This window comes from Rhodovulum sp. MB263 (assembly GCF_002073975.1).
In the GTDB taxonomy this organism is placed as follows: Bacteria; Pseudomonadota; Alphaproteobacteria; order Rhodobacterales; family Rhodobacteraceae; genus Rhodovulum.
Genome location: NZ_CP020384.1, coordinates 2,307,919 through 2,329,270, shown reverse-complemented (window position 1 = coordinate 2,329,270; position 21,352 = coordinate 2,307,919). Strand labels below are relative to the sequence as shown.

20 protein-coding genes and 1 riboswitch are annotated in these 21,352 nt (G+C 70.4%); of the genes, 6 read left to right on the top strand and 14 right to left on the bottom strand.

Annotation, left to right across the window (positions count from 1 at the left end; translation table 11 throughout):
- Window positions 1-32: 32 nt before the first annotated feature.
- From B5V46_RS10850 to cobO, 6 genes are all read right to left on the bottom strand, one after another.
- A complete protein-coding gene (locus B5V46_RS10850; RefSeq protein ID WP_231119304.1) occupies window positions 33-1,874 on the bottom strand; it encodes an ATP-binding cassette domain-containing protein in 1,842 nt (613 codons plus the stop codon).
- A 635-nt stretch (window positions 1,875-2,509) separates the two neighbouring features.
- A complete protein-coding gene (locus B5V46_RS10845) occupies window positions 2,510-4,210 on the bottom strand; it encodes a di-heme-cytochrome C peroxidase (protein ID WP_231119092.1) in 1,701 nt (566 codons plus the stop codon).
- Window positions 4,211-4,361: 151 nt separating this feature from the next.
- Window positions 4,362-6,113, bottom strand: a complete 1,752-nt coding sequence (locus B5V46_RS10840; protein ID WP_080616612.1) for an ABC transporter ATP-binding protein/permease — start codon at window positions 6,111-6,113, stop codon at window positions 4,362-4,364.
- A 159-nt stretch (window positions 6,114-6,272) separates the two neighbouring features.
- Window positions 6,273-7,730, bottom strand: coding sequence for a cobyric acid synthase (locus B5V46_RS10835; protein ID WP_080616611.1), 1,458 nt, complete (start codon window positions 7,728-7,730; stop codon window positions 6,273-6,275).
- Window positions 7,727-9,241 carry a cobyric acid synthase gene (locus tag B5V46_RS10830; protein WP_080618023.1) on the bottom strand — a complete coding sequence of 505 codons (1,515 nt, stop codon included), beginning with the start codon at window positions 9,239-9,241 and terminating at the stop codon, window positions 7,727-7,729. Before B5V46_RS10830 ends, B5V46_RS10835 begins: the two co-directional genes overlap by 4 nt.
- Window positions 9,242-9,387: 146 nt before the next feature.
- Window positions 9,388-10,041 (bottom strand): cob(I)yrinic acid a,c-diamide adenosyltransferase, encoded by a 654-nt coding sequence (gene cobO, locus B5V46_RS10825; protein WP_080616610.1) that lies wholly within the window; start codon window positions 10,039-10,041, stop codon window positions 9,388-9,390.
- A 104-nt stretch (window positions 10,042-10,145) separates the two neighbouring features.
- Window positions 10,146-10,359, top strand: a riboswitch (cobalamin riboswitch).
- 137 nt (window positions 10,360-10,496) lie between these two features.
- On the opposite strand from cobO, the gene B5V46_RS10820 reads away from it, so the two are divergent.
- The 5 genes from B5V46_RS10820 to B5V46_RS10800 are packed head-to-tail and all read left to right on the top strand — an operon-like array spanning window position 10,497 to window position 14,019.
- Window positions 10,497-11,291, top strand: coding sequence for a DUF4198 domain-containing protein (locus B5V46_RS10820; RefSeq protein ID WP_231119091.1), 795 nt, complete (start codon window positions 10,497-10,499; stop codon window positions 11,289-11,291).
- 10 nt (window positions 11,292-11,301) lie between these two features.
- Entirely contained in the window at window positions 11,302-11,919 is a 618-nt protein-coding gene (cbiM, locus tag B5V46_RS10815; protein WP_080616609.1) for a cobalt transporter CbiM, read from the top strand.
- Complete coding sequence (locus B5V46_RS10810; RefSeq protein WP_080616608.1) at window positions 11,916-12,599, top strand: hypothetical protein; 684 nt, start codon at window positions 11,916-11,918, stop codon at window positions 12,597-12,599. The genes cbiM and B5V46_RS10810 overlap by 4 nt, the downstream gene beginning before the upstream one ends.
- Before the next feature lie 6 nt (window positions 12,600-12,605).
- A complete protein-coding gene (gene cbiQ / locus B5V46_RS10805) occupies window positions 12,606-13,382 on the top strand; it encodes a cobalt ECF transporter T component CbiQ (RefSeq protein ID WP_080616607.1) in 777 nt (258 codons plus the stop codon).
- Window positions 13,369-14,019: an energy-coupling factor ABC transporter ATP-binding protein gene (locus B5V46_RS10800; RefSeq protein ID WP_080616606.1), complete on the top strand. Its 651-nt coding sequence runs from the start codon at window positions 13,369-13,371 to the stop codon at window positions 14,017-14,019. Before cbiQ ends, B5V46_RS10800 begins: the two co-directional genes overlap by 14 nt.
- A 16-nt stretch (window positions 14,020-14,035) precedes the next feature.
- Here the strand turns inward: B5V46_RS10800 and cobF are convergent, their stop codons facing one another.
- Genes cobF through cbiE form a run of 6 tightly spaced genes read right to left on the bottom strand, consistent with a single transcriptional unit; the run spans window position 14,036 to window position 19,152 of the window.
- A complete protein-coding gene (cobF, locus tag B5V46_RS10795; RefSeq protein ID WP_080616605.1) occupies window positions 14,036-14,782 on the bottom strand; it encodes a precorrin-6A synthase (deacetylating) in 747 nt (248 codons plus the stop codon).
- Window positions 14,775-15,509 carry a uroporphyrinogen-III C-methyltransferase gene (cobA, locus tag B5V46_RS10790; RefSeq protein ID WP_080616604.1) on the bottom strand — a complete coding sequence of 245 codons (735 nt, stop codon included), beginning with the start codon at window positions 15,507-15,509 and terminating at the stop codon, window positions 14,775-14,777. Before cobA ends, cobF begins: the two co-directional genes overlap by 8 nt.
- Complete coding sequence (locus B5V46_RS10785; protein WP_080618021.1) at window positions 15,506-16,822, bottom strand: cobyrinate a,c-diamide synthase; 1,317 nt, start codon at window positions 16,820-16,822, stop codon at window positions 15,506-15,508. The genes cobA and B5V46_RS10785 overlap by 4 nt, the downstream gene beginning before the upstream one ends.
- Window positions 16,815-17,591 carry a precorrin-4 C(11)-methyltransferase gene (gene cobM, locus B5V46_RS10780; protein ID WP_080616603.1) on the bottom strand — a complete coding sequence of 259 codons (777 nt, stop codon included), beginning with the start codon at window positions 17,589-17,591 and terminating at the stop codon, window positions 16,815-16,817. Before cobM ends, B5V46_RS10785 begins: the two co-directional genes overlap by 8 nt.
- A complete protein-coding gene (locus B5V46_RS10775) occupies window positions 17,588-17,971 on the bottom strand; it encodes a cobalamin biosynthesis protein (RefSeq protein WP_369822777.1) in 384 nt (127 codons plus the stop codon). The genes cobM and B5V46_RS10775 overlap by 4 nt, the downstream gene beginning before the upstream one ends.
- On the bottom strand, window positions 17,953-19,152 hold the full coding sequence (gene cbiE / locus B5V46_RS10770; protein ID WP_080616602.1) for a precorrin-6y C5,15-methyltransferase (decarboxylating) subunit CbiE: 1,200 nt from the start codon (window positions 19,150-19,152) through the stop codon (window positions 17,953-17,955). Before cbiE ends, B5V46_RS10775 begins: the two co-directional genes overlap by 19 nt.
- On the opposite strand from cbiE, the gene B5V46_RS10765 reads away from it, so the two are divergent.
- A complete protein-coding gene (locus B5V46_RS10765) occupies window positions 19,151-19,906 on the top strand; it encodes a cobalt-precorrin-6A reductase (protein WP_080616601.1) in 756 nt (251 codons plus the stop codon). The two genes, cbiE and B5V46_RS10765, sit on opposite strands and share 2 nt — an antisense overlap.
- Here B5V46_RS10765 and cobJ read toward each other — a convergent pair.
- Together cobJ and cobI are read right to left on the bottom strand one after the other, a co-directional pair.
- Window positions 19,879-20,631 carry a precorrin-3B C(17)-methyltransferase gene (gene cobJ, locus B5V46_RS10760; protein WP_080616600.1) on the bottom strand — a complete coding sequence of 251 codons (753 nt, stop codon included), beginning with the start codon at window positions 20,629-20,631 and terminating at the stop codon, window positions 19,879-19,881. The genes B5V46_RS10765 and cobJ overlap by 28 nt on opposite strands.
- Complete coding sequence (gene cobI / locus B5V46_RS10755) at window positions 20,628-21,350, bottom strand: precorrin-2 C(20)-methyltransferase (RefSeq protein WP_080616599.1); 723 nt, start codon at window positions 21,348-21,350, stop codon at window positions 20,628-20,630. Before cobI ends, cobJ begins: the two co-directional genes overlap by 4 nt.
- Window positions 21,351-21,352 lie beyond the last annotated feature (2 nt).

Below are 21,352 nucleotides of genomic sequence, written 5' to 3'. Positions count from 1 at the left end.
CCCTTCGCCGCGCCTGCCGGACCGTCGCGCGCCTATTCCGCGGCGTGGCGGGCGGCGGCAAGGCTCGGCGGCATCACCGGTCGGACCCGGCCCACGCCCTGCGCAATGTCGAGCATCGCGGTATAGAAGGGGCGCCCGTCGGGGTCGTAGGGCAGGGTTTCGCCATGCAGAACCGCGATCACCGCGGCCTTCGGCAATTCCTCGCATAATGCGTCATGGAAATCTACCGAGGCGTTCACGTCAAGCGCCGAGGTGGCCTCGTCCAGCAGCAGGATGTCGGGCCGCATCAGCAGGATGCGCGCCAGCACCAGGCGCTGTTTCTGACCGCCCGAGAACACCGTGCGCCAGGTCTTGCCGTGATAGAGATCGCTGTGCATCTCGGTGACGAAGTCCTGAAGTCCGGCGCGGAACAGCACCCGCGCGACCACCAGATCGGCATGCTTCTCGGCCGGGTCCGGGTAGCAGACCAGCGATTTGAGGCTCATCCGCTCGGGCAGGTCGGGTTCCTGTCCGGCAAAGAACAGCCGCGCGCCCCCGGCCAGGGCGACGCGCCCCTCGCCGTAGGGCCAGAGCCCGGCCACGGCCTTGAGGATGCTGCTTTTGCCCGAGCCATTGGCGCCGCGCAGGTAGATCCGGTCGCCGCGCCCGAGCCGCAGGCGCGGCAGCTCGACGAAGGGCGTGGCATCGTGACCGCGATGGCAGAGCGCAAGCCCGGAGATCTCGACCAGCGCGCCTTTCGCGTCGCGGCTGCGCTCGAAGCGGCTGATCCCGGTCTCGGCATAGAACTCCTGCCGCGCCCGGACCCGCTCGATCGCGGCGGCAAGCTCGGTCAGCCGCCCGGCATTGGCGCGCAGCGTCGCGATCTCGGGCATCACGTTGATGAACCAGGACAGATCGCCGATCAGCCCGGCGGTCAGCTCGCTGCTGGCGGCGAAGGTCTTGAAGCTCATGTGCCCGGCCATGAAGGCGGGCAGGGCGGGCAGATAGGCCAGCATCCTGTGCGACAGGAAGTTGTAGAGATCGGTGAACAGCATCATCCCGGCGCCAAGCCCGTTCTGCCGGCCCCAGGTGCGGTCGAGTGCGGCGTAAAGCCGGGTGTTGATCCGGCGCTGGGCGCGTTCCCCGCGCGAGGCGGCGATCTGGCCGACCCGGTGCAGAAGCCCGCCCAGCTCGCCCCGCCAGGCGCCGTCGCGGCGCTGGCGCTGCAGCTTGAGCCGTTCGATGATGCGCCCGAGCCGCCAGGCGACCCAGGTGATGGCCGGTACGTAAAGCAGGATCAGCCCCGCCACCAGCAGCGCCGTGCCGTATTCGCCCGGCACCAGATCGACGCGCGCGGCGAGGCCGGGGCCGAATTCGGCCTCGATCCAGGCATTGGCCGCAGCGCCCCAATGGTCGAGCTGCGGCACCGGCTGGCTGCGTTCGAGGATCGCGGCCGAGACGAACCAGACCGAGGTCACTGCGCCCCAGAGCCCCATGGTCAGCCCGATCAGCCCGCCGTAAAGCCCGATCGAGCATTCGTCGATGCGTTGATCGATGGCGTCGGGCATGCGCGCGCCGCGCGCGGTCTCGCTGCGGTCGCTCATCAGATCGAGGGCGATGCGTTCATCGGCGAGCATCGCGGCATCGAAGCGGCCGATCAGCCAGGCCCGGGCGCGCCGGTGCAGGGTCGAGGACAGGAAATGGCGCAGCGCCACGCCGCAGGCGCGGGCGGCATAGATCCCGACCAGGGCGGCGGCGGCCATCAGCAGCAGCTCGGCCGGATCGACGCCCGCTTCGGGGCGGTGGAAATTGGCCAGTGCCGCGAGGAAATCGGCGCTCGAGGTCGCGACCCAGACGCTGGCCTTGCTCAGAAGCGTGGTCAGTCCGAAGACCACGATCGTCAATGTCCAGGCCTCCGCCCAGCGGGGGGAGACCCAGTAGGCTGTCACCAGCCCCCAAAATCCCGACAATTTACGCACAACCGCTCTCGCCTCGTTCGCGCGCACCTGTCCTGTGACGTGCCAGCCGTTTCCGGCGGCCGCCCGGGCAAGGCGCCTCTTATGGTTTGTGTCGCGCCCCGCGAGCCGGAGACCCGGCTCTCTTTGTAGCGCTGCATCAATTATCGGCGAAAAATGGCCGAAAGTCCAAAAAAATCCTCCCCTGAAAACCTTCACAAAAGGCTATCGGAGCGGTTGGAGGGGGCGGAGGGGCCCGATGCTGGGCCTTTCTGCCAGAGCGGATGGAGCGGGATTTGCAGAGAAAAATATAATTTGTCAGAGATTTGCAGAGGTCTTTCCTTCCGTCGCCGGAACGATTCTGAAATCCTGTGGATGTTGCGGAATTATCGCTCTCAGGTTGTCAATACCGATCGGTGCCGCGTCTTTGTTCTTGACTGCGCTCGGTCAAGGCCCCCCTCCGCCAGGACAAGATCCGCATTCGGCGGGCCGCGCGGGCGGAAATGACGGCGCCGCCGGGGGCATCCCGGCGGCGTGTCGGAAGGCAGAGGCCGCGGCCCGAGCGGTCGGGCAACTCAGATCGACTTGAGGTATTCGAGCAGGGCGCGCTTGTCCTCCGCGCTCAGCGTGGTGCCGTAATCATGGCCGCAGCGGCTGTTGCCGGAACTGAGATCGTCGCAGCCGGTGGTCTCGATCACATGGTCGAAGGCGGTCTGCTCGACCGCCATGCCGACCGCCTCGAGGTCATAGGCCGGGCCCGGCGTGAAGGCGGCGATGCGTTCGGCGGGCGGGGTCAGGAGCTCGCGCAGGGTCGGGACCGAGCCGTTATGCAGATAGGGCGCCGCGGCCCAGATCCCGTCAAGCACCCGGGCCTCATAGGCACAGGGCGCGGCCGCGCTTTCCAGCATGCCGTCATCGCCGCTTTGCGGGAAGGCGCCGCGCAGATCGTCGAATTCGGCCATGAATTTCTCATCGTTCTGGAGCGCGGAGACGGCGGCGCTGGCCTCGAGCCCGCCCGAGAGGCGAAAGCCGACGGCATGCTGGATGATGGCGCCTGTCACCGAGGCGCTGAGCAGGTCGAAGGCGGGCGCCTCGGCGCCGATCGGCTTGCTCGACAGCGGGACTTTGGCGCCTTCCAGCACGCCGGTCCTGGCGGTCCGGGTCAGGATCTCGCATTCGCGTTCGTCGGTGCCTGCGGGCAGGATCGGCGTGGCCCAGGTCGAGTGGAAGATCGAGCGGAACGCGCCCTGGCGCTTGCCGTGGCACTCGACGCAGCCGCCCTGATCGGTCGGGCGGGCGAAGACCGCGCCGCCCTGTTCGACCAGACCGGCATCGAGCTCCCAGGGCCAGCGCGGTGCGCCGATATCCCAGATCCATTCCTCCAGCGCCTTCAGCCCCTCCCAGTTTGCCGAGTTGTTGGTGACATAGTCGCGGTTGAAAAGAAGCCCCTGCTTCTCGATCGGATGGAATTCGCCGAAGACGCCGTAGACCTCGCCCAGATTGCGCGCGAGCCCCAGCAGGTCGTTGCCGTTCGCGGCAAAGCCCGGCCATTGCGTCATGTCCTGGCGCGCCGCGTTCCACAGGAACGGATAGCGCGTCGGCGCATCGGCCAGCATGACATTCTCGGGGATCAGGTAGGCGTCTTCCGGCGCGCCGAGATCGAGCCCGGTCAGCCGGTTGAAGATCATCGAGACCGCGTCGAGCCGGACCGGCCCCCAGCCCGGATCGGGCAGCGAGCGGCTGATGAGGGTATGGAAGCGCAGGCTCCAGGTCTCGAGCTCGTCGCGCAGCCCGGCGCGGTCGTCCTGATCTTCGGCCACCTTGTCGGCGAAGGCCTCGAATGCGGCCTCATCCTCCAGCATGGCCCGCACCGCGGCGTCGAGATCTGCGAGGAAGCTCTGGAAATCGACGATGGCCGGGCCACCATCGATCCGGTAGGCGGTGCCGCTCACCTCGATCTGGCGGGTGTGGCAGGCGGCGCAGGTCATCCCGATGGCGGTGTCGCCCATGCCCTCATTGGTGGTGAAGCCGACCGGCAGGGCCGTGCCGTCGTCGCGGTCGGGCATCGGCAGATAGCCATAGCGCGCCAGCCCGTCGGCCAGAAACGGCGTCCCGTCGGGCTGCATCAGCGCCTCCATCCAGGCCAGCGGCATGATCCGCGAGCCCTGATCCTGGGTGTAGAAGGCGGCGCGGAGCGAGGGGCTCCAGCTGTCGCCCTGATCGACAAAGACGGTCTGTGCGGCGGCGGGGGCGGCAAGGCCGGACAGGAAAAACACGTAAGAAAGCGATTTCGTAAACATTGATTCCTCCCAGAATTGAATGTTTAGAACTCTCTCATTCCTTGCGTGTATTTTCCACGATTTTCCGTAGCGTCAACCTTGACGGCCCTGGCGTGCCCCCAGACGTGCCCCTGGCCGGGCCGCCCTTTCAGCGTGCCGGCGCCCCGGTCTGGCCGCTGCCCGGTTCGGCCACGATCCTCACGATCCGGCCGAAGACCGGCGAGGGTGCTGTGCCGTCGCCGATGCCCAGGACCCCGATCCGGGCCATCCGCCCCTGCAGCAGGGCCTCGATCCGGTTCCGCGCCTCGGGGTCGAGCTGGTCCAGAACGTCGTCCATAACCAGCCAGTCGGGACCGCGCAGCAGCGCTCTTGCAAAGACCAGGCATTGCTTGTCGCTCTCGCTCAGCAACTGGTCCCAGCGCCCCTCTTCGGCCAGCGCCCCGGTCAGATGCCCGAGCCCGGTCGCGCTCAGCGCCGCAGCCATCTCGTCGCGGCCGTGACGGCGGGCCGGTTCGGGATAGCAAAGCGCCAGATCGAGCCGTCCCGGCGGCACATAGGCCCTGCTCGGCATGTACATCACCCGGTCGGAGGCGGGCATCGAAAGGCGGCCCTCGGCCCGGGTCCAGAGCCCGGCCAGCGTCTCGAAGAGAAGCGTCTTGCCCGAGCCCGATCCGCCCTGCAGCAGAACCCTTTCGCCCGGGGCGAGGGATATCTCGGGCGGGTCGAGCCTGACGCCCACATGCGGGGTGACGACATGCAGCCCGGAAATCTCGATCCGCGGGGCGCCCTCGTGCCGGTCGATCCGCGGGGCGGCGTCATCGGCTTCGGCCCGGTCGACCGCCCGGACCGCGCGATGAAAGCTCGCGACCCGGAACAGCGTCGCGCGCCAGGTCGCGATCACCGCGAAATTGCTGACGAACCAGCGCAGCGAGCCCTGAACCTGGGTGAAGGCGCCGGCCACCAGCATCAGCTCGCCGATGCTCATGTCCGAGGTGAAATAGAAGGGCGCGGCCACCAGGATCGGCGCGACCAGCGTGAACCAGCCATAGCCCGCCGTCACCCAGGTCAGGTTCGCGGTGGCCAGGATCACCGCCTCGACGATGCCCACGACCCCGGCGAAGCTGGTCTCGATCCGGGCGGTCTCGGCGCGTTCGCCGCGTTCGAGCGCGATCCGTCCCGCAGCCTCGCTGACCCGGACCAGATCGAAGCGCAGCGTGGCCTCGCGCGCGGATTCCTCGGCCCTAAGCGCGACCAGCGGGCGGCCGACGCGCCAGCTGAGCCAGGAGGCGGCAGAGGCATAGAACAGCGCGCACCAGACCATGAAGCCCGGGATCTCGTGGCTCTGCCCGGCGAAGGTCAGGCTGAAGCCCTCGGATTTGTGCCACAGCACGCCGATGAAGGACCCCAGTAGCAACGTCGCCTGGAACAGCCCGATCCCCAGCGCCGCGCTCAGATCCGCGAGCTGGTCGATATCGGCCTGCAGCCGCTGGTCGGGATTCTCGCCGATCTTGCCCGCCCGCGACAGCCGGAGCGCACGCCCCGGCGCCATCCAGTCGCGCACCAGCGCCCGGAACAGCCCGCGCCTGAGCGTCAGCTTCATGGTCTGGTCGAGCCAGAGCTGGCTGACATTCAGGACCAGCAGGATGCCCGCCAGCACCGCGAAGACGCCAAGCTGGGTCACGAAGGCCGCCATGTCTTTGCGGGTGAGGGCGTCGTAGAAGGGCTCGTTCCAGGCGTTCAGCCGGATCTGCATATAGGCGGTCAGCCCGATCACCGCGACCAGGGCCGCCACCAGCAGCGCCGCCCGGCGCCCGAAGCCCGAGCTGCGGAAAAGGCCCAGCGTGTCGCGGATCTGGCTTCCGAGCCGGTTTTCCGCCGCGATGTCCCCGCTTCTAGCCAAGGCGCGCCGATCCCTGTTGCGCGGTTCCGCTCACATTCGATCTCCTCCGGCCCGGACCGTGTCCTCGCCTGTCTCCGATAGCGGGGCCGGGGACCGGTTCGCAAGCGCAGGACGGCCGGTCCGGGCAGGACCTTGCGTCCCGACCGGCGAGATCCCGCCTCAGCGCGCCAGCGTCAGCAGCGTATCGAGATCGAGATCGGCCTCGATCTCGTCGGCCAGACGGTCGAGCGCGGCCTCGACCGGGTCCTCCGCCGCCCGGCCGGGGGCGGCATGGCCGCCGATCGAGGCAAGCCAGTGATGGCGGAACGCCCCGGTCCCGAACAGCCCGTGCACATGGCTGCCCATCACCCTTCCATCCTCCGAGACCGCGCCCTCGGGCGTGCCGTCGAGATCGAGCCAGGGCCGTGCGGTCGCCGGACCCGCGACCCGGCCCATATGGATCTCATAGCCCGAGACGGGCTGGCCGCTGATCCGGTCCGTGGCCGCGATCCGGACCAGCCGCTTGTCGCCGGTCATCACCGTCTCGATATCGAGCAGCCCGAGCCCCGGCGTCTCGCCCGGGGGCCCCTCGATGCCCTTGGGGTCGCGCACGACGCGGCCCAGCATCTGATAGCCCGCGCAAAGTCCGATCACCCGGCCGCCCCGGCGCAGAAGGGCGCGCAGGTCGATATCCCAGCCCTCGGCGCGGATCGCGTCAAGCGCGGCGCGGGTGGTCTTCGAGCCCAGCAGGATCGCCGCATCGGCATCTCCCGGCACCGGCTGGCCGGGCTTCAGCCAGCGCAGATCGATGCCCGGTTCGGCCGCCAGCGGATCGAGATCGTCGAAATTGGCGATCCGGGGCAGTTCGGGCACCGCGATCACCAGCTGCCCGCCCGCGCCCTTGCGCCGCCCGAGCCCCAGCGTATCCTCCTCGGGCAGGGCGCGCGCGGCCTCGGACCAGCGCAAGAGCCCCAGAACCGGCCAGCCGGTCTCGGCCCGGATCTCGGCGGCGGCGGGGGCGAAGACGGCCGGGTCGCCACGGAACTTGGTCACGATGACGCCGCCCACGCGGGCCCGCTCGGCCCCGGTCCAGAGCCGGTGATGGCCGATGGCGGCCGCGGTCACGCCGCCGCGCGACTCGTCGCCCAGCAGGACCACCGGCAGGTCGGCGGCCTCGGCCAGCCCCATGTTCGAGATGTCCTGCGGGCGCAGATAGCGCTCGGCGCCGCTGCCCGCGCCCTCGATCAGCACCAGGTCATGGTCCGCCGACAACCGGTCGAGGCTTTCCACGACCCCGGCCCGCAGCCCGGGCTTGAGCGCCTGATAGGCCGAGGCCGAATAGCGGCCCAGCACGCGGCCCCGCAGCACGACCTGACAGTCGATATCGGTCTCGGGCTTCAGCAGCACCGGGTTCATGTCGACCGTCAGGGCCGCGCCCGCGGCGCGCGCCTGCAGCGCCTGGGCCCGGCCGATCTCGCCGCCATCGGCGGTGACGGCGGCATTGTTCGACATGTTCTGCGCCTTGAAGGGCGCCACTTTCAGCCCCCGGCGGGCATAGGCACGCGCGAGCCCCGCGACCAGCAGGCTCTTGCCCACATCCGAGCCGGTGCCCAGCACCATCAGCCGCCGCGCGCTCATCGCGCCAGCGCCAGCAGCGCGTCGAGATCGAGATCGCGTTCCAGCTGGTCGGCCAGCGCATCCAGCGCCGCCTCGACCCGGGCGGCATGGTCGAGCCCCGAGGCCCGCCCGCCCATCGCCCTCAGCCAGTGCCGGCGGAAGCCGTCGGCGGCAAAGAGCCCGTGCAGATAGCCGCCCATCACAAGGCCATCGGCCGAGACCGCGCCCTCGGGGCGGCCGTCGAGCCGCAGCCAGGGCCGCTCGAGCCCCGGCCCCCGGGTCACGCCCATATGCATCTCGTAGCCGGTGACGCTTGTGCCGCTGATCGCATCCTCGGCCGCGATCTCGACCAGCCGCTTCTCGCCGCCGATCTCGGTCTCGATATCCAGAAGCCCCAGCCCCTCGGTCTCGCCCGGCGGGCCCTCGATGCCGTCGGGGTCGCGCACCTTCCGGCCCAGCATCTGGAACCCGGCGCAGATGCCCACGACCCGCCCGCCCCGGCGCAGATGGCCGAGGATGTCGATGTCCCAGCCATTGGCGCGGATCGAGTCGAGCGCGGGCCGGGTGGTCTTCGAGCCCGGCAGCAGTACCAGATCGGCCTCGGCGGGGATCGGCTCGCCCGGGCGGACCCAGCGGAGATCGACGCCCGGCTCGGCCGACAGCGGATCGAGATCGTCGAAATTGGCCATCCGCGCGATATGGGGCACCGCGATCACCAGTCCGGTACCGCCGCCCGAGGCCGGCCGCTCGAGCGCCAGCGCATCCTCGGCCGGAAGCCGCGCGGCGCCCTCGAACCAGTGGGCGACGCCCAGGAAGGGCCAGCCGGTGCGTTCGGTGATCGTCGCGCAGGCCGGTTCGTAAAGCGAGAAATAGCCGCGGAACTTGTTGACCAGATAGCCCGCGATGCGGGCGCGTTCGGCCGCCGTATGCAGGCACCACGAGCCCACCACGGCCGCCATCGCGCCGCCCCGGTCATTGTCGGTGACGAGGATCACCGGCAGATCGGCGGCCTCGGCAAAGCGCATGTTGGCGATGTCGCTCTTGCGCAGATAGGTCTCGGTGCCCGCGCCCGCGCCCTCGACCAGCACCAGATCGGCCCCGGCCGCGACGCGGTTGAAACTGTCCATGACCGCGGGCAGGAGCTTGGGCTTGAGCTTGTGGTAATGCCGCGCGGGCCAGTTGCCCAGCGGACGGCCCCGCAGCACCACCTGCGAGCCGACCATGGCCTGCGGCTTCAGCAGCACCGGGTTCATGTGGATCGAGGGGGGCAGCCCCGCGGCCTGCGCCTGAAGCGCCTGGGCGCGGCCGATCTCGCCCCTGGGGGCGGTGCCGTCGGGGCCGGGAGGCAGGTCGCTGTCGGCGGCGACGGCGGCATTGTTCGACATGTTCTGCGCCTTGAAGGGCGCGACCTTCAGGCCGCGCCGCGCATAGGCGCGGGCGAGCCCTGCGACCAGGAGGCTCTTGCCGACATCCGAACTCGTGCCCTGCAGCATCAGGGCCTTCGCGCGGCGCGGCGGCACCGGGTCGAGCATCGGTACCGAGATTTCGGGCATCGGCGGGGCCGCATCGCCGGGGGGCAGGTCGGGATAGCGGCTCCGGGTCCGGTCAAGGGTCATGGCGGCTCCTGCGACTTTCGGCAGGGGGTGTCGGACGGGGCCCTGCGGATGTCAAGCGCGGCTCAGAACTCGACGCCCGGCTGGCCCTTTATGCCCGAGCGGAACGGGTGCTTGACCAGCGTCATCTCGGTCACCAGATCGGCCGCCTCGATCACCTCTTCGGGGGCGTTGCGCCCGGTCAGGACGACATGCGACAGCGGCGGCTTCTCGGCCTGCAGGAAGGCCACCACCTCGGCCGGGTCGAGATAGCCGTAGCGCAGCGCGATGTTGATCTCGTCGAGCAGTACCATGCGGATTTCGGGGTCGCGGATCAGCTCCCTGGCCTTTTCCCAGCCCTTTTCGGCCGCGGCGATGTCGCGGGCGCGGTCCTGGGTTTCCCAGGTGAAGCCCTCGCCCATGGCATGGAACTGGCAGAGATCGCCGAAATGCGAGGTCAGAAGCCGCCGCTCGCCGGTATCCCAGGCGCCCTTGACGAACTGGACCACGGCACAGGGCATCTGATGGGCGATGCAGCGCAGGATCATCCCGAAGCCCGAGGAGGACTTGCCCTTGCCGGTGCCGGTATGCACCAGGATCAGCCCCTTCTCGCCGGATTTCCCGGCCATGATCTTGTCGCGCGCGGCCTTCTTCTTGGCCATCTTGCTGGCATGGCGGGCGTCGTCGGCTGCGGTATTGGTGGGGGCGGTATCGGTGGCGGCGGCGGTCTCGTCGGTCATGGGGGCTCCTTGCGCGTGTCGGGGACAGCTTAGCGGGCGGGGCCGCCGCGTCAAACCCGGGCCGCGCGGCGGTTGTGCCGATTGACAAGTCCCGAGCTGCTTGCAATGACGGATGCGTGACCGGTTCGCCCGGGCCCGAGGGTCCGGACGTGAAAAGGGAACGCGGTGCGCCCGTCCGAAGGGACGGGCAATTCCGCGGCTGCCCCCGCAACTGTAAGCGGCGAGCACGGCTGAGAACGCCACTGGGGAGGCCCCCGGGAAGGCCAGCCAAGCTGAGACCCGCAAGCCAGGAGACCTGCCGGCCGCCCGTTTCCCCGCAAGGGAGGCGGTTTCCACCGGACGCCGGGGTGCGCGTCTGGCCCGGTTCGGCCGCAGCCCGGCCGCTCCGAGCCTCTCATCCCGTTCGTCCTTTCTCCCGCGGCCTGTCCGGCCGCTCATGTTGAAAGGCAACGACCTTGATCTTCCACGGCAATCTCGTAACCGCCGCGCTGGCACTGACCCTCGTTCCCGGGGTCGCGGCGGCGCATTTCCAGCTGGCCTATACCGAGCAAAGCCTCATCGACGCGCCCGGCGACGTGCCGGTCAAGCTGATCTTCTGGCATCCGCAGGAAAGCGGGCCGGTCATGGATATGGGCGAGCCGCTGGAATTCTACGCCATCCATCGCGGCGAGCGGATCGACCTCAAGCCGACGCTCAGCCAGACCGTCTTTCGCGGTCCGCTGAACGAGGCTGTGGCATGGGATGGCAGCCTGCCGGTCAAGCGGATGGGCGATTACGTCCTGGTGACGGTGCCCGCGCCCTATTACGAGGACTCCGAGGATATCTACATCCAGCAGATCACCAAGACCTACGTCAACCGCGGCCAGATGCCCACCGACTGGGACGGCCCGCAGGGGCTCAAGGCCGAGATCCTGCCGCTGGTCAAACCCTATAACGTGATCGCGGGCTCGACCTTCACCGGGCGGGTGCTGTCCGAGGGCGCTCCGGTCGCGGGTGCCGAGATCGAGATCGAATACATGGCGGCCGAGCCCGACATGGCGACGGGCGCGCCCAAGCCCGCGACGGCGGGGCCGTTGCCGGGCGGCGCGGTTGTCGCGGTGACGGACGAGAACGGCTATTTCACCTTCGGCGTGCCGAAGGCGGGCTATTGGGGCTTTGCCGCGCTGGGGGTCGGGCCCGATACCGAACATGAGGGCAAGGAACTCAGCCAGGATGCGGTCCTCTGGATCCGCGCCTTCGATCTGAAATAGGGGCGGGGCCATGCATATCGTGGACGGGGCGCTGGCGGCGCCCGTGGTGATCGGCGGTGCGGTGCTGGCGGCCGGAGGCGTCGCCCGCGGGTTGCGCGATCTGACGCTCGAGAAGATCCCCGCCGCCGGGATGCTCTCGGCCAGCTTCTTCGTGGCCTCGCTGATCCATGTGCCGATCGGCCCGTCCTCGGTGCACCTGATCCTGAACGGTCTGGCCGGGCTGGTGCTCGGCTGGGCCGCCTTTCCCGCGCTGTTCGTGGGGCTTCTGCTCCAGGCGGTCTTCTTCGGTTTCGGCGGGCTGACGGTGCTGGGGGTCAATACCCTGAACATCGCGCTGCCCGCGGTGATCGTGCATTACCTCTGCCGGCGCGGGATCGCGTCCGGCAGTCCGCGGACCGCCGCGATCTGGGGCGGTATCGGCGGCGCGCTGGCCATCGCGCTGACCGCCGCGCTTGTCGGTGTCGCCCTCGCGCTCAGCGGTGCGGCCTTTCTTCCGGCGGCCAAGCTGGTCTTTCTCGCCCATGTTCCGGTGATGGCGATCGAGGGCCTGCTGAGTGCCGCAGCCGTCTATCTGGCCATCCAGGTCAAGCCCGATCTCTTTCTCAGCCTGCAAGGACCCGCCCGATGATCCGCCCGATTTTCCTGACCCTGGCGCTTGTTCTGGCGCCCATGCCCGCGCTCGCGCACAAGGTGATCGCCGCCGCCTATCCCAGCGGGGCCCTGATCGAGGGCGAGGTCGGCTTTTCCAATGGCGACATGGCCGTCGATGCCCCGGTCGGGGTGTTCGATCCCGAGGGCAACCGCCTCGGCGAGACGATGACCGATGCCGACGGTCTGTTCACCTTCCGCCCGACGCGCGCCGTGGCCCATGTCTTCCGCGCCGATCTGGGTGCGGGCCATGTCGCCGAATTCACCATGAGCGCCGAGGAGGTCGCGGCGATCCTCGACAGCCCCGCCGCTCGGGCTGCCGCCGAAGCTGCCGCTGAAACCGCCCCTGAAGCCGGGGCAGGGGACGCGGCCCCGGTTTCGGACGGGGGCAACCCCTCGACCTTCCCGCTGGAGGCGGCCCCCGCCCGGGCGCCCGCCGGGTCTTCGGCGGCCGCGCTGATCGCCGCGCCGGGGCTGAGCGAGGCCGACAAGGCCGAGATCGCGAAGATGCTGCGCGACGAGCTGCGGCCGCTGCGCCGCGAGATCGCCGCCTATCGCGAGAAGAACGACCTTCAGTCGATCCTCGGCGGCATCGGCTATATCATGGGCATCTTCGGGCTCGGCTTCTATGTCGCCGCGCGGCGCCGGATGAAGGGCTGACCCCCGGTGTCCGACATCCTCACCGCCGACCGGGCGGCGCCCGGTGCCGTCTCGCGTCTTGACGGGCTCGATCCGCGCACGCGGCTGATCGGGGCGGGGGCTTTCGCCTGCGTCACGGTCGGCGCCTCCTTCCTGCCGGTGCTGCTGGCGGCGCTTCTTCTGGCGCTGGGGCTGATGGCGCTGTCGGGCCGGGCGGCGGGCCGGACGCTGCGGCGGATGGCGGCGATGGACGGCTTCATCTTCCTGCTGGTGGCGATGCTGCCCTTCACCACGCCCGGCACGCCGGTCATGGCGCTCTGGGGGTTCGAGGCCTCGCGCGAGGGGCTCCTGCATGCCGCCCGCATCCTGCTGACCGCCAATGCGGTGGTGCTGGCGCTCCTGTCGCTGGTCGGCACGCTCGAGCCGGTGACGATGGGTCAGGCGCTTCACCGTCTCGGCACGCCCGAGCGGCTGGTGCATCTGCTTCTGTTCACCATCCGCTATATCGAGGTGCTGCGCGCCGAATACCTGCGGCTGCGCCGGGCGATGAAGGTCCGGGGCTTCCGGCCCGGCACCTCCTGGCATACCTATCGCAGCCTCGGCTATCTGGTCGGCATGATGCTGGTCCGCGCGGTCGAGCGCTCGGAACGGGTGCTGGCGGCGATGAAATGCCGGGGCTTCTCGGGCCGGCTCCCGATGCTCTCCGGCTTCGCCTACGGCCCGCGCGACGCGGCCTTCGGTGCGGGGCTCGGGGCGCTGTTGCTGGCGATGATCCTGGCGGAGCTTGTCCATGGCGTTGTTTGAGATCGACGGGCTCGTCTTCGGCTATCCCGGCCGGCCGGCGATCCTGCAGGGCGCGGGGCTGAGGCTCGAGGCGGGCCAGAGGCTGTCGGTCGCGGGGGCGAACGGCTCGGGCAAGTCGACGCTGTTGCAACTGATGGTCGGGCTTCTCGTTCCGCAGGCGGGGCGGATCCGTGCCTTCGGGCAGGTGCGCCGGGCCGAGCCCGATTTCCACGAGGTGCGCCGCCGGGCGGGGCTGGTCTTCCAGGACCCCGACGATCAGCTGTTCTGCCCGACCGTGGCCGAGGACGTGGCCTTCGGGCCGCTCAATCTGGGGCTCGGCCGCGAGGCGGCGATAGCCAGGGTCGAGGCGGTGCTGACCCGGCTCGATCTCATGCATCTGAAGGATCGTGTCACCCACCGGCTGTCGGGCGGCGAGAAGCGGCTGGTCAGCCTTGCCGCGGTGCTGGCGATGGAGCCCGAGGTGCTGCTGCTCGACGAGCCGACCAATGCGCTCGACGAGGAGAATGCCGGGCGGCTGGTCGCGATCCTGCAAGGTCTGCCGCAGGCGATCCTGCTGGTGACCCATGATGCCGAGATGCGCGCGCGGATCGCGCCCGAGGGGCTGCGGCTGCAGGCCGGGCGGCTGGTGCCCGCCTGAGCCGTCAGCCCCGCTTTCAACCTCGCCGCATCAGGTAGATGTCCATCAGCCAGCCATGCCGGGCGCGGGCCGCGTCGCGGGTCTTCAGGATCTCGGGCCCGGCCTCGGCCAGCGGCCCGGCGATGGCGATTTCCTCCGCCATGCCCAGATAGGCGCCCCACCAGATCCGGATGCCCTCGGGCGCGAGGGTCTGGAAGGCGCAGCCGCCATCCAGCATCGCGACCACGGTGTCCGCCCCTTCGGGCCAGCCATGATCGCGGATCTGCCGTCCGGTGGTGATGACGACCGGCGCGCCGATCTCGTTCAGCGGGATGCGATGGGCGGCGCAGAGCGCCTGGATCGCGGTGATGCCCGGGATGACGGTGATCTTGGGCGCGGGCGACAGCCGTGCCGCGATCCGGAGCGAGCTGTCATAAAGCGAGGGATCGCCCCAGATCAGCAGTGCCACCTTCCGGGGCGCGGGGTGCGTCGCCGCGACGGTCTCGGTCCAGACCCCGGCAATGGCGTCGTGCCAGTCCAGCACGCCCGCGCGATAGTCGCCCGAGGCGTCGCGGACGGGCAGGTCGAACTCGGCGATCCGGCCGCTTGCGTCCTCGCCCAGGACGCGTGCACAGATCTGGCGGCGCAGATCGGCAAGATCGGCCTTGTCCGCCCCCTTGCGCGGGATCAGGATCAGATCGGCGTCCCGGATCGCCTCGGCGGCCTGGAAGGTGACATGGTCGGGATTGCCGGTGCCGATGCCGATCAGGACAAGCTCATGCATCGCGGGCCTCCTCGACCAGCGGCCCGAACAGGATCAGCCCCGGCGCGGCCGAGCCATGGCTTTCGGCCAGGAGCGCCGCCAGCCCCGCGACCGTGGTCCGGGTCAGCGCCTGATCCGGCGTGCCCACGCCCTCGGCCAGCAGCGCCGGCGTGGTTTCCGGCAGGCCTCGCGCGATCAGCGTCGCGGCCAGATCCGGGAAGGTGCGCTTGCCCATGTAGACGACCGTCGTCGCATGTTCGTCGGCCAGTGCGGCGATGTCGATGTCGCGCGGCAGGTGGCCGGTCACGTCATGGCCGGTCACGAACTGCACCCGCCGGGCGGTCAGCCGCCGGGTCAGCGGAATGCCCGCCGCCGCCGCCGCCGCGCAGGCCGAGGTGACGCCGGGGATGACCTCGTAACCGATGCCCGCCGCCCGCAGCGCGGTGATTTCCTCTTCGAGCCGTCCGAACAGCCCCGAATCGCCCGATTTGAGCCGCACCACGCGCTGCCCCGAGGCGGCGTAATCGACCAGCAGGCGGCTGACATGGTCCTGCTTGGGCGAGGCCCGGCCCGCGCGCTTGCCGACGCCGACCAGATCGGCGCCCGGCCGCACGTGGCCCAGGATCGGCCCCGAGGACAGATCGTCGAACAGGACCGCATCGGCCTTTGCCAGCCGGTCGACCGCCTTCAGGGTCAGAAGCTCGGGATCGCCGGGGCCGGAACTCACGAAGCTCACGAAACCGCTCATCTTGGGTCCTCCGCGATCAGGTGAAAGAAGCTGCCCGTGACCGGGCCGCGCCGCGATCCTGTCTCGGCCACATCCGCGCCACTGGCATCGGTGACGCAGGCGAGTGCTGCGTCGGGCTGGGAAAGGATTGTCGAATAATGGAATTCATGGCCCCGCAGCCTTGTGCCGGGGGCGTGGCCGGGCATCGCCGCCAGCAGCTCGGCCCGGCGATAGCCCAGATGCAGGCGGCGCGTCTCGAAGCTGGTGACAAGGCCCAGAAGCCCGGCCATTGCGTGCCGGGTACCGTCCTTGTCGATCAGCGCCTCGCCCAGCACCATGTAGCCGCCGCATTCGCCATGGACGGGGCGGGTTCTGGCATGGGCGCGGAGGCCCTTCAGAAACCGCGCGGCCCCGGCGATCCGGCCGGCATGCAGTTCGGGATAGCCGCCGGGCAGCCAGACCAGATCGGCGTCCTCGTCAGGCGCCTCGTCGGCCAGCGGCGAGAAGGGCAGGATCTCGGCCCCCGCGCGGTGCCAGCCTTCCAGCAGATGCGGATAGGCGAAGGAAAACGCCGCATCCCGCGCAAGCGCGATGCGCTGGGCCGGGGGGACGGGCCAGTTGCCCATGGCGCCCGAGACCCCGGGCCGGGCGGCGGCGCGGAGCGCGTCTAGCTCGACATGCTCGGCGACGAACTGGCCGATGGCGTCGATCCGCGCCTCCAGATCGGCCTGCTCGCCCGCCTGCACGAGGCCCAGATGGCGCTCGGGCAGGGTCAGGTCGGGGCGGCGGGGCAGGGCGCCCAGGACCGCGATGCCGAGCCGGGCCATTTCGGGGCGGATCATCGCCTCGTGCCGCGCGCCCGCGACGCGGTTCAGGATCACGCCCGCGACGGGCGGCGCGTCGGGATGGCAGGCAAAGCCATGGGCGACCGCCGCCGCCGATTGCGCCTGCCCCGAGACGTCGATCACCAGCACCACCGGCCAGCCGAAACGCCGCGCCAGTTCGGCGCTGGTGCCATGACCCGAGATGCCGGGCGCGAGGGTGCCGTCGTAAAGCCCCATCGCGCCCTCGGCGATCACCAGATCGGCGCCCCGGGCCTCGGCCGCCAGCGTCGCCAGCAGGTCCTCGCCCATCGCCCAGGGGTCGAGATTGTAGGAGGCCCGTCCCGAGGCGCGGGCATGGAAGGCCGGGTCGATGTAATCGGGGCCGTTCTTGAAGGGCTGCACGGCAATACCCGCCGCGCGGAAGGCCCGAAGAAGCCCCAGCGTGACGGTGGTCTTGCCGCTGCCCGAGGCGGGCGCCGCGATCACCAGACCCGGCGGCCTTTCAGCCATCGCTGCCCGCCCGGGCCGAGCGCGGCCGGAACCGGCGATCGTATCCGGCGTCATAGAGGCAGCTTTCATCGAAGCCCTCGGCGCCGAGGCTGCGGCCGACAAGGATCAGCGCGGTGCGCTCGATGTCCTCGGGCAGCGCCGCTTCCAGCGTGCCGAGCGTGCCGCGCAGGATCTGCTGGTCGGGCCAGCTGGCGCGGTAGACGATCGCCGCCGGGCAGTCGGTGCCGTAATGGGGCACGAGATCCGCGACCACCTTCGCGAGATTGTGGATCGAGAGATGGATTGCGAGCGTTGCGCCGGTCGCGGCGAAATTGGCAAGGCTCTCGCCCTCGGGCATCGACGAGGCGCGGCCGGGCGTCCGGGTCAGCACTACCGACTGGGCAAGGCCGGGCAGGGTCAGCTCGGTGCCGAGGGCCGCGGCCGCTGCGGCAAAGGAGGGCACGCCGGGGGTCACGCTGACCGGAATGCCCAGGGCCTTCAGCCGCCGGATCTGCTCGCCCATGGCCGACCAGACCGAAAGATCGCCCGAATGCAGCCGCGCCACGTCCTGCCCGGCCTCATGGGTGCGCTTGCACTCGGCGATGATGGCATCGAGATCCATCGGCGCGGTGTTCACGATCCGCGCGCCCTCGGGGCAATGGCCGAGGATCTCTTCGGGGACCAGCGATCCGGCATAGAGACAGACCGGGCAGGCGGCGATCAGGTCGCGGCCGCGCAGGGTCAGAAGATCGGGGGCGCCGGGCCCGGCGCCGATGAAATGGACGGTCATGGCAGGTCTTTCATTGCGATGGCGCAGGTGGACATCCGGTCGTTCGATACCCTGCGCGGGGTCAGAAGGCGAGCCCCCTCGCCACAGGCCGCAAGGGCCGCGGCCTCGGCGACCGATCCGGTGCCGCGATGGGCGAGGCTCTGCGCCGATCGGGTCGGCGTGGCGGGGCGGTGCAGCGCGTCCGCGGTGACCGGGCAGACCGGCAGGGCCAGCCGCGCGGCCAGTGCCGCAAGGCCGGGGGCGGCGGCCTTGTCGGTGGGGGCGGCCAGCGCCGTCAGCCCGTCGGGCCCGCCCGCGCGCGCGAGCGCATCGGCAAGGCTTGCCTCGGTCGCGGCGGCGCGAAAGCCGAAGCCCGCGACCCTCACCGCCGGACGCTCCATTGCACCACCGGGAAGGCGGCGCGCCAGCCGCGCCTGCGGCCCAGCGGGCGGGCCTCGGCCAGCTCGATCCTCAAAAGCTCGCCGCCATGGGCGGCCTGCCACAGGGCCAGCAGCGTTTCCGATTCGAGCGTGACTGCATTGGCGACGATCCGGGAGCCGGGGGCAACGCGCGCCCAGAGCGTTTCCAGCAGCTCTTGCGATAGCCCGCCGCCGACAAAGACCGCATCGGGGGGGGCAAGCCCGTCCAGCGCCTCCGGCGCGTGGCCGGCGACGATGCGGAGACGCTCGACGCCAAGCGCCGCCGCATTGGCCGCGATCCGTTCGGCGCGGACGGGATCGGCCTCGATCACGCTGGCCTGCATTCCCGGATGACGTGCCAGCCATTCGATCGAGATCGAGCCCGAGCCGCCGCCGATATCCCACAGATGCTCGCCCGGCAGCGGCGCCAGGGCCGAAAGCGTCAGCGCGCGGACGGGGCGCTTGGTGATCTGCCCGTCATTCTCGAAGAGGCTGTCGGGCCAGCCCGAGGCGGCGGGGATCGCGGGGCCCTCGCCTGCGGCCTCCAGCGCCACGGCGACGGGATGGGCGATGCCCTCCAGATCCATCGCGCGGGCGGTTGTGACGCGGATGCGCTCGCGCGGCCCGCCAAGGGCCTCGAGCACGTGCAGGCGGCTCTCGCCGAAGCCTGCCCCGGTCAGGAAGGTCGCGAAATCCGCGACCGCCGCGCCGTCCCGCAGGGTGACGAGGGCGGTGAAGCCCGGCGCCAGCAGGGGGCGCAGCCGGGCGAAGGGTGCGGCATGAAGCCCCGCGCAATGGGTGGCCTCCAGCGGCCAGCCAAGCCGCGCGGCCGCCAGCGAAAAGACCGAAGGGCCGGGCAGGGCGCGCCATTCATGGGGCGCGAAGCGCCGCGCGATCACGCTGCCCGCGCCGAACCAGAACGGATCGCCAGAGGCCAGCACCGCGACCCGGCGTCCGCGCAAGCCCTGCAGGATCGGCAGCCCGTCGGCGAAGGGCACCGGCCAGTCGAGGCGCTCGGCCGCGAGACCCGGCAGAAGCGCCAGATGCCGCGCCGGGCCCATGACGATTTCGGCCCGTTCAAGGGCATCGCGGCTTGCAGGCGGCAGCCCCTCCGGGCCATCTTCGCCCAGGCCCACGATGGTCAGCCACGGAGTCTCAGCCATGCGTCCCACCCTTCTGATCCTTGGCGGCACCACCGAGGCGACCGCGCTGGCCGCCCGGCTGGCGGAAACCGGCCTCACCGCGACCCTGTCGCTGGCAGGCCGGGTCGAGACGCCGAAGGCCCAGCCCATTCCGATGCGGGTGGGCGGCTTTGGCGGCGTGCCGGGCCTGATCGCCTATCTGCGCGCCGAGGGCGTGACCCATGTGATCGACGCCACCCATCCCTTTGCCGCCCAGATGAGCCGGAACGCGGCCGAGGCCTGCACGGCCCTCGGCCTGCCGCTGGTCGCGCTGACCCGTCCGGCCTGGGCACCGCAGCCCGGCGACACCTGGCGCCATGTGCCCGATATTGCAGGCGCGGTCGCGGCGCTGTCCGGGCCGCCCCGGCGGGTGTTCCTGGCCGTGGGGCGGATGCATCTTGAGGCCTTCGCGGCCCGGCCCCAGCACCGCTACCTGCTGCGTCTGGTCGATGCGCCCAGGGGACCGCTGCCCCTGCCGCAGGCCGATGTCATCGTCTCGCGCGGGCCGTTCACCGAAGCGGACGACCGGGCGCTGATGGAGGGGCATGGCACCGAGCTCGTGGTGTCGAAGAACGCGGGCGGCACTGGGGCCTGCGCCAAGATCCTCGCGGCCCGGGCGCTGGAGCTGCCGGTTCTGATGATCGACCGGCCCGTCCTGCCCGCGCGGCGGGAACTGGCGCATCCCGACGAGGTTCTGGACTGGCTCGCTCATTCCGGGGCGGATCTGGGGGTGTAGACCAGCGGCCGGTCGCCCGCGCGCAGCACCCGGGTCAGCGAGGAGCCGACCAGCACGACGGTGCGCATGTCTGCCATCTCGGGCCGGGCCTTTGTCAGCGGCACCACGCTCAGCTTTTCCCCGGGGGTCGAGACCGCACGGGCGAAGATCACCGGGCGGTCGTCGCCGCAGACCTCGCGCAGCAGCTCGAGCACCCGGGCAAAGCCCTCGGGGCGCGCCTTCGAGCGCGGGTTGTAGAAGGCCATGGCGAAATCGGCCTCGGCCGCCAGCCTGAGACGCTTCTCGATCAGGGCCCAGGGCTTGAGATTGTCCGACAGGTTGATCGCACAGAAATCATGGCCCAGGGGCGCACCCGCGCGCGCGGCGGCGGCCAGCATCGCGGTGATCCCGGGCAGCACCCGGATGTCGAGATCGCGCCATTCGGGCGCGCCCGCCTCGAGCGCCTCGAAAACGGCGGCCGCCATGGCGAAGACGCCCGGATCGCCCGAGGAGACCACGACGACACGGCGGCCCTCGGCGGCCATCTGCAATGCATGGCGGGCGCGGTCCACCTCGACCCGGTTATCCGAGGCATGCAGCGTCAGCCCCGGACGCTCCGCGATCCGGGCGACATAGGGAATGTAGCCCACGACATCGGTGGCCTCGGCGAGGCTGGCCGAGACCTCGGGCGTGACCAGAGCCTCGGCGCCCGGGCCAAGGCCTGCAATGGCAAGCCAGCCGCTCATGGCCGCCGTCCCTGGCCATGAACGAGGACGATCGAGAAATAGGGGGCGGTCCGGCCGGGATAATCGGCAAGCCGGGTCACGGTCTGGCCCGGCATCGCGGCATATTCGACGATCCAGGCCTCCTCGGCCCGGCCCGCCAGCAAGAGCGCGCGCCTGAGCTTGCCGAGATGACGGCCCATCTTCATCACCACCACCGCATCGGCTGCCTTGATGCCCCGCACCAGCGTTTCCTCGGGCAGGGTGCCGGGCAGCACCGACATCACGTCATCGCCCCAGGTGATCGGCGCGCCGGTGGCGGTCCAGGCCGCCGACATGCCGGTGATTCCGGGCACGACCTCGACCGGGACATCGTCCTTGAGGCGGGTATAGAGATGCATGAACGAGCCGTAGAAGAACGGGTCGCCCTCGCACAGCACGACCACGTCCTCGCCCGCCTCGGCCAGCGCCCTCAGCCGCGCGGTGCTGTCGGCATAGAACTCGGCGAGGATCGTGTTATAGCGCGGATCGTCGAAGGGGATCTCGGTCGTGACCGGGTATTCCATCGCGTGCTCGATCGCGCCCGGGGGGATCAGCTCGGCCACGATCGAGCGGGCCTTCCCTTCGCAGCCGGCCTTGCGGAAGAAGGCCACGTGGCGCGCGCCCCGCAACAGCCGGTCGGCGCGGACGGTCATCAGATCGGGGTCGCCGGGGCCGAGCCCCAGGCCGTAGACGGTGCCCATGG